At 42.1% G+C, this 6,499-nt stretch carries 5 protein-coding genes; 2 read left to right on the top strand and 3 right to left on the bottom strand.

Annotated elements, in window-relative coordinates; genetic code table 11:
• Positions 1-31: 31 nt before the first annotated feature.
• Entirely contained in the window at positions 32-1,432 is a 1,401-nt protein-coding gene (locus tag H5072_RS09095) for a 5-methyltetrahydrofolate--homocysteine methyltransferase (protein WP_182693329.1), read from the bottom strand.
• Between the two features lie 32 nt (positions 1,433-1,464).
• Positions 1,465-3,873, bottom strand: a complete 2,409-nt coding sequence (locus H5072_RS09090) for a TonB-dependent receptor (protein WP_182693328.1) — start codon at positions 3,871-3,873, stop codon at positions 1,465-1,467.
• Positions 3,874-4,013: 140 nt separating this feature from the next.
• Here H5072_RS09090 and H5072_RS09085 point away from each other — a divergent pair, with 140 nt between their 5' ends.
• Complete coding sequence (locus H5072_RS09085; RefSeq protein WP_182693331.1) at positions 4,014-4,430, top strand: MerC domain-containing protein; 417 nt, start codon at positions 4,014-4,016, stop codon at positions 4,428-4,430.
• 141 nt (positions 4,431-4,571) lie between these two features.
• On the top strand, positions 4,572-5,423 hold the full coding sequence (locus H5072_RS09080) for an alpha/beta hydrolase (RefSeq protein ID WP_182693327.1): 852 nt from the start codon (positions 4,572-4,574) through the stop codon (positions 5,421-5,423).
• A 168-nt stretch (positions 5,424-5,591) separates the two neighbouring features.
• Here the strand turns inward: H5072_RS09080 and H5072_RS09075 are convergent, their stop codons facing one another.
• A complete protein-coding gene (locus H5072_RS09075) occupies positions 5,592-6,494 on the bottom strand; it encodes a homocysteine S-methyltransferase family protein (RefSeq protein WP_182693330.1) in 903 nt (300 codons plus the stop codon).
• Positions 6,495-6,499: the final 5 nt, after the last annotated feature.

Raw genomic sequence — 6,499 nt, 5'->3', positions numbered from 1 at the left:
TGTGGCTTTAACTTAAAGCGTTAGTTTTAAATTAATGGTCGTGATCTTCATCTTCTATTTCTTGTGCAATCCCTAACCAGGTAATGCTTGCAGGTGGAAAAGTAAGCTCTAGCTCACTTTCAATTTCTAAGTCTTCAAGGTGTACTTGCACAACGTGCTGAGCAATCGGGTCGGCTACATAAGCAAACTGACCATTTTGTGCCACTGTCATGCTAAAGCTCATGCCCTCTGGCATGGTTGATACATCTTGCTCGGTAATATCAACTTGGCCTTCAAGCTCCCAATGCATTTCGCCATCATGGTCGTGTGCGCTAAATACATTTAAAAAGCCTAAGCTGTCTAATATTAAAAAGTGCTCGCCATGGGCAGAAAAAGAGTACGACACAGCACTTGCGCCATCGGCTAGTTGCCATTCTAATTCTTCCATTTGTGCTGTTACAGGGTTAATAGTTACAATTACGGCTTCTCCGCCTCCATGGCCAGACGCTACGCCAATAAAGGTCTCGCTATCTTCGTGGCCATAAATACTACCAATGCGTAAATCGCCAACGGCTGAAATGTTCGCTATTTTTTCTGCTTCGTATTCATCATCGTGCTGGTGGGCTAATAACACGCCATCGCTACAGCCAAATACTACGTAGTCGTGGTTTTGTGCCGCGCCATGTAAATCAGGGCACGTAACTTCTAAGGTTTGTTCAAGCTCGTATTCACCATCATGAAAGTGATAAACACCTACTTGGTCTGGCAATACTTTAGCAACCGATGTGCTTTCGCTGTCATCACGGCGAATGGTTGATAATAAATGCTCACCGCGAGGCTCTGCTACACCGTGCATATTAATATCGTAGCTAATACCAGGCAGGCTTGCTGTTGCGCTTGTTATGTTGTTATCTGTTAATACTTCAACAGAAGCAACTGTGCCTGAGTCTGCATCACCATCATAAAAAACAGCTAATTGCCCGTCGTGAGCTATTAAGTGAGTAGGGCGGCTGCCACTTGTTAACTCATAGCTGCTAGCCGCTGGTCTTTGCTCGTAATCGTGCAGGTGCTCGCCATGGTCTTCACGCCATAAACCACCATCAATAAAGCCTAAGTAATCTTGTGCTCTGCTTACAATAACGGCATAACGAAAATCAGGCGATGACGACATCGTGTTTGAATCATTCGTCAGGGTAAATGTTTCAAGAAGTGAGTTGTCATCTAGGTCATAAAAACTGGCTTCGTTGCTGTTGCCTGCAAGCACAGCTAACCTGCCAAGTGAGTCTATGGTGTAGCCATCATCATGGTCGTGATCATCATCGTCATGATCGTGCTCGTCCTCTACAACAATGGGATCTTTTTCTACAATATTGGTCTCTGCATCGCCACAGGCTGTAATAAATGTAGTGCTAATAGCCAGTGCAATAAGCTTTAATTTGTATAGTTTTTTCATGTTTATTTCCCTTAATTATAATTTTTTAATGCTTAAAAATAACCGCGAATACCTAGCACAAAGCTACGCCCTGGACGTGGTGCTATATCTTTTACAAACGAGCTGTGCACGCGTGCTTCTGTATCTGTTAAGTTGGTGCCTCGCAGGTAAACAGACATATCTTGGTTTAATACTGAAAGGTCATAAGAGATGCTTGCATCAACCAATGTGTAGCCGTCTGTTGCTGTTTCTTGTGGGGCTGTGCGGTCTTGCTTTTGATAGCGAGTAACGTGAATATGCGCACTTAATTTATCTGTTTGATAGCTTAACTCGCTACCAAAACGAAGCGGTGGTGTACGGGGTAAATCGCCGCCGTCTTTAAGGCGCGCACGCACGTAATCGGAGAATAAATCTACTTTAAACTCATCGGTTAATTGCCACGCAATTTGCGCTTCAAACCCGTGTAAAATTACGTCGCCTGTTTTAAATAAATAAACCGGCAGTTCTGATGAATGGTCGTGTTCGTCAGCGCCTTCTTCATCGCCATGGTCGTGGCCACTTTGTGCGTATAAACCAGTGTCTATTTGGTAATAATAGTTATCTACTTGGTTGTAAAAGGCATTTAGAATAAAGCCAACATCACCTTGGGTTTTACGCAGGGTTAAATCAACATTATTGGCTGTTTCCAGATCTATTGCTTGATCAGATAAACCCAAATGGCCGTCTTCATCTAAATCAAATAGTGCGCCTACTTCGTAAGTGCCAGTACCAATGTGCGGCCCAAACGATAACAATTCAGAGGCAGAAGGCGCACGTTCAGAGCGCGATACCGAAAGCCCTAAGTTATAGTTAGGTGTAAAATCCCAAACTACGCCTGCCGATAAACTGATTGGTGTAAATTCATGCTCTACATCAAATACGCGAATGGTTTCTGCGCTTTCTTCGTGGTCGTGATCATGCTCGTCGGTTTCTTCTACTTCATCGTGTGCGTGAGCGTCAATATTTGGCAGTAATACGTCGCCTGCTTTAATTGTTACACGCTCAATACGCCCACCTAACTGCACTAAAAAATCCCCAAAGTGCCTTTCTTCCATTAACGCTACAGCAAAGCTTTCGGTTTTAGATGGAGGCGTAAAAGCCTCTTCACCTTGTGCTTCAACATCGCTTTGTTTGTAATGAAAGCTAATGCCGCCATTCCACTCGCTAAATTGGTTATGTAGTAGGTCTATGCGTAATTCGTTTGTTTCGTTTTTAAATGTGGTGCCTACAGCGCCACCTTCAATTTCAGCGTGTTCGTAGTCGGTATGGTCAGCGCGCAGGTTAACTTTGTTTAGCCATTTATTATCTAGGTTGTACTCACCTAATAATTGCACTTTAGTTTGCTCTAAATCAGCAAATACGCTTTCTTCTTCGTCGTTGTGTTCTTCCTCTCCTTCCTCGCCGTGCGTATGACCAGGAATACCGTATTGACGATTAAATTGCTCTACTGCTAAGCCAATAAAGCCGTTATCTATTAAATAGCTAGCGCCAACAGTAAAACCATCAGACTCTTCATTACTGTTTTCAACTTTGTAATCGCCACTATGGCCTTCACCGTCGCTATCTATAGCTGCGGCTACAGGTACCTCGTAGTCATCAGCTTCACGCCAAAACGCATCGGCATAAAAAGCAAATGAATCGGTACCTGTGGTGGCATTAAACGAGACCACTTTTTGGTTATCAACAGAGTTATGCTCTGCGTTCCACTCGCCGCGTGTTGTGCTATCAGTTGGTACGCGGTTATCTACCACATTAACCACACCGCCAATCGCGCCGCTGCCATAAAACAATGTTGCTGGGCCGCGTAATACTTCAATTTGTTGTGCGGTAGACGCCTCTGATGCAACAGAGTGATCGGGGCCAACGCGCGACACATCACTTACATCAAGGCCATTTTGAGTAATAAGTACACGAGGGCCGCTTAAACCACGAATAATAGGTGTGCTGGCTACCTTCCCGTGAAAGTTAGTATTAACGCCTGAAAGTTTTTCAAGGCTGTCGCCAAGGGTTGCAGCTTGTTGTCGTCTTAGTTGTTCGCCAGATAAAACACTAACAGGCGACGCAGATTCCATTGCCGACATATGAATAGGGGTTGCTTCAATATCAATAACTTCAATAGGCGAGCGCTTTAAATTAAAAGTAACCGATTGGTTATCATCATTCGTTATTGTTATATCGCGATGAAGGTGAGCATAACCAGGGGCTACAACATGTAGCTCTTTTAAGCCATTTTTTAGCTCGGTTATTACAAATTTACCGTTTTCATCGGTGGTTACTTTAAGGTCTGAGCCTTCAACTTCTATCGTTGCATTGGTAACTACTTTACCTTTGTTGTTTAAAACAACGCCTTCAATTGTGGATGCAAGCACACTAGCCGGCAATAAAGCTGCTATGAGAACAGCTAATTGTGATTTACGTTTCATTTGACTACCTTGTTAGATGTTATATTATATCAATTATGCGAGTAATGTTATAATATATCAACATCAATTAACTGATGTTATTAAAATGTCTCTTTAAAAGTAACGTTTTGAGTGGAGACACTGATTTAGTAGAGGAAATAATGAAGTCGAGTCAAAGTGTTATGGATCGTATGGCAATTGGGTTATCGGTAATGTGCACAGTGCATTGTTTTGCAACCCCGGTTATTTTAGCGTTATTACCAAGCTTTGCTGTACTGCAAATAGATAGTGAGCAATTTCATTTATGGATTCTTGCGGCGGTACTGCCAACAAGTTTATTGGCATTAAGCTTAGGCTGTAAAAAGCATAAGCGTTTACGTTATATGGCCTGCGGCGTTATTGGGTTAGCCTTTATGATATGTGCGGTATTGCTAGGACATGAGGTCGCTGAAAAAGCGTTTACTTTAATTGGGTCGGCCTTTATTGCTGTAGCTCATTGGTTTAATTACCAACAATGCCTTAAACAAAATGACGATAACTGCCCGTGTTCAAGCGCTGAATCTGATCAGATAGCTTAGTGTTATCAGTGCTACAAACAGCTAACATGTAGCACTGCCTTTCAATATTTAACTTTGTTTTTTAATAGCCTAAAGCTAAAAGTGAGTTAAAGTAGTCATTCAATATCGATTATTACGCTTGGCTTAGGTTAATTAATATAAATGAATACTGCTTTAAAATACTTGCTGTTACTCTGCGCTTTAATGTGTTTTAAATTAAGCGCAAATACCCCGTACCAAATCCCTAGAAGTAGTGTTATTGAGTTAACTGAGCCTGCTACTAAACGGGTATACCCTGTTTTTATTCAGCTCCCTAAGTCATATAAAAAGCAGCCTGAAAAAATATATCCGGTTATTTATTTAACCGATGCACCGTATACGTTTCCTATTGTGGCGGGTGCTACACGGTTTCCTATGAATAGCGGCAATATGCAGGAGGCTATTATTGTGGCCATTAGCTACGAAAAAGGATCTAGAGGGTCTAATAGTCGAATTAGAGACTACACCCCAAATAAGGCTCAAAGCTGGAAAAAGCAAACCGGTAACGCTCAAAATCATGCGCTGTTTTTAAAAAATACTGTGCTGCCATTTATACAAAGTAACTACCGAGCAAGTAGCACACAAAAAACCTATATAGGTAATTCTTTAGGCGGGTTATTTGGTGCCACTATTTTATTTACGATGCCCGATTTATTTAACAATTATATTATTGGCAGCCCATCGGTTTGGTTTAACAGCAATGCAGTATTAGCGCTACAAGCACATAAGCCTAAAGTGCCTACAAAGGTTTATATGTCGGTAGGGGCAAAGGAAACGCTAAGCTTTGGTGAAGGGCAAAATATGGTGGAAGGGGCAAAGCAATTAACGCAAAAAATTAATGCACTTAGCAGTGACAATATTGAACTAAAAAGCGTTGTTATTGAAGGGGCGAGCCATGCAACCGCATTTCCTACTACAGCAATACAAGGGCTTGATTGGGTGTTGGGAATGACACCAATCGACTTAAATATTTAATCATTCTAGCGTGCTAAATAGAGCGCTAACAGCGTTATAAATTTCTCATGTAGAACAGCTACATGTCGATATTTATGCCTTGTTATCACGCTATTTATCTGTCGCTATAAATGCCTAATAACTTAACACGATTGGTGTAGCCAATAAGCCCTAAAAGGCATTAAAAGCTTAGGCGCTTTCAAGTTCCTTTTTCCAGCTTACCAGCACTTCAATAAACTCAGGGCCTATACCACAGCAGCCACCAATAATGCTTGCGCCCTGGCTGTGCCATTTTTTAGCAAAGTCTAGATATTCTGAAGGTGAAATATCGCGATACGCTTGTGAGCCTTCGTTGGCTTTGTAATCGCGTGCTATAGGTGTAAAGCCATTAGCAAACGCCCCTAAAACAACACTTTTATTTTGCTTGGCTAATACTGTATTAGTATCGCTAAAGGCTTGCTCTATAACTTCAGGTATTGAGCAGTTAAAGAAAATACCAGCAACATTTTGTTGAAGCAAAGCCGTTACTGCGTCACTTACCAGCTCACCAGAGCGAAGTGTCGCTTGCTCGCTTATCACATCAGTTAAAGTAAATGCGTAATAACATGGCTTGTTTGAGCCTTTAAGGACGCTTGCCATAACGTGCGCCTCTTCAATGCTCGATATAGTTTCGCCAATCCATAAATTTACGTGCTCGTCTTGCGCTTTGTATAGCGTATCTAAAATAGTAAATGCGCGTTCGCTTTCAAATAGTTCAGGGCGGTAAGAGCCAAATGCTGGTGGTAATGAACCTGCTACTAATACATTTTGTTTAGCATTTTGAGCTACTTCTTTAGCAATAAGTGCCGCTTGCTCTGCGAGTAACGCGCCTTGGCTTTCGTAGCGTTCTTCACCTAAATGAAAGGGTACACAGGTATAACTGTTAACCGTAATTATTTCAGCGCCTGCATCTATAAAGCCTTGATGAGCTCGTGCTACAAAGTGTGGGGCTTCTATAAGTGCTTGTGCACTCCAAAGTGGCTGTGAGAACGGTGCGCCAATGCGCTTAAGTTCACGTCCCATGCCGCCATCTAAAATTGTTACCTTTTTCACTTATG

Origin of the sequence: Pseudoalteromonas sp. SR45-5 (genome assembly GCF_014163565.1) — a bacterium.
GTDB lineage: Bacteria > Pseudomonadota > Gammaproteobacteria > Enterobacterales > Alteromonadaceae > Pseudoalteromonas > Pseudoalteromonas distincta.
Note: the sequence above shows the minus strand (reverse complement) of the source record. Positions and strands in the feature narration are given on the sequence as shown.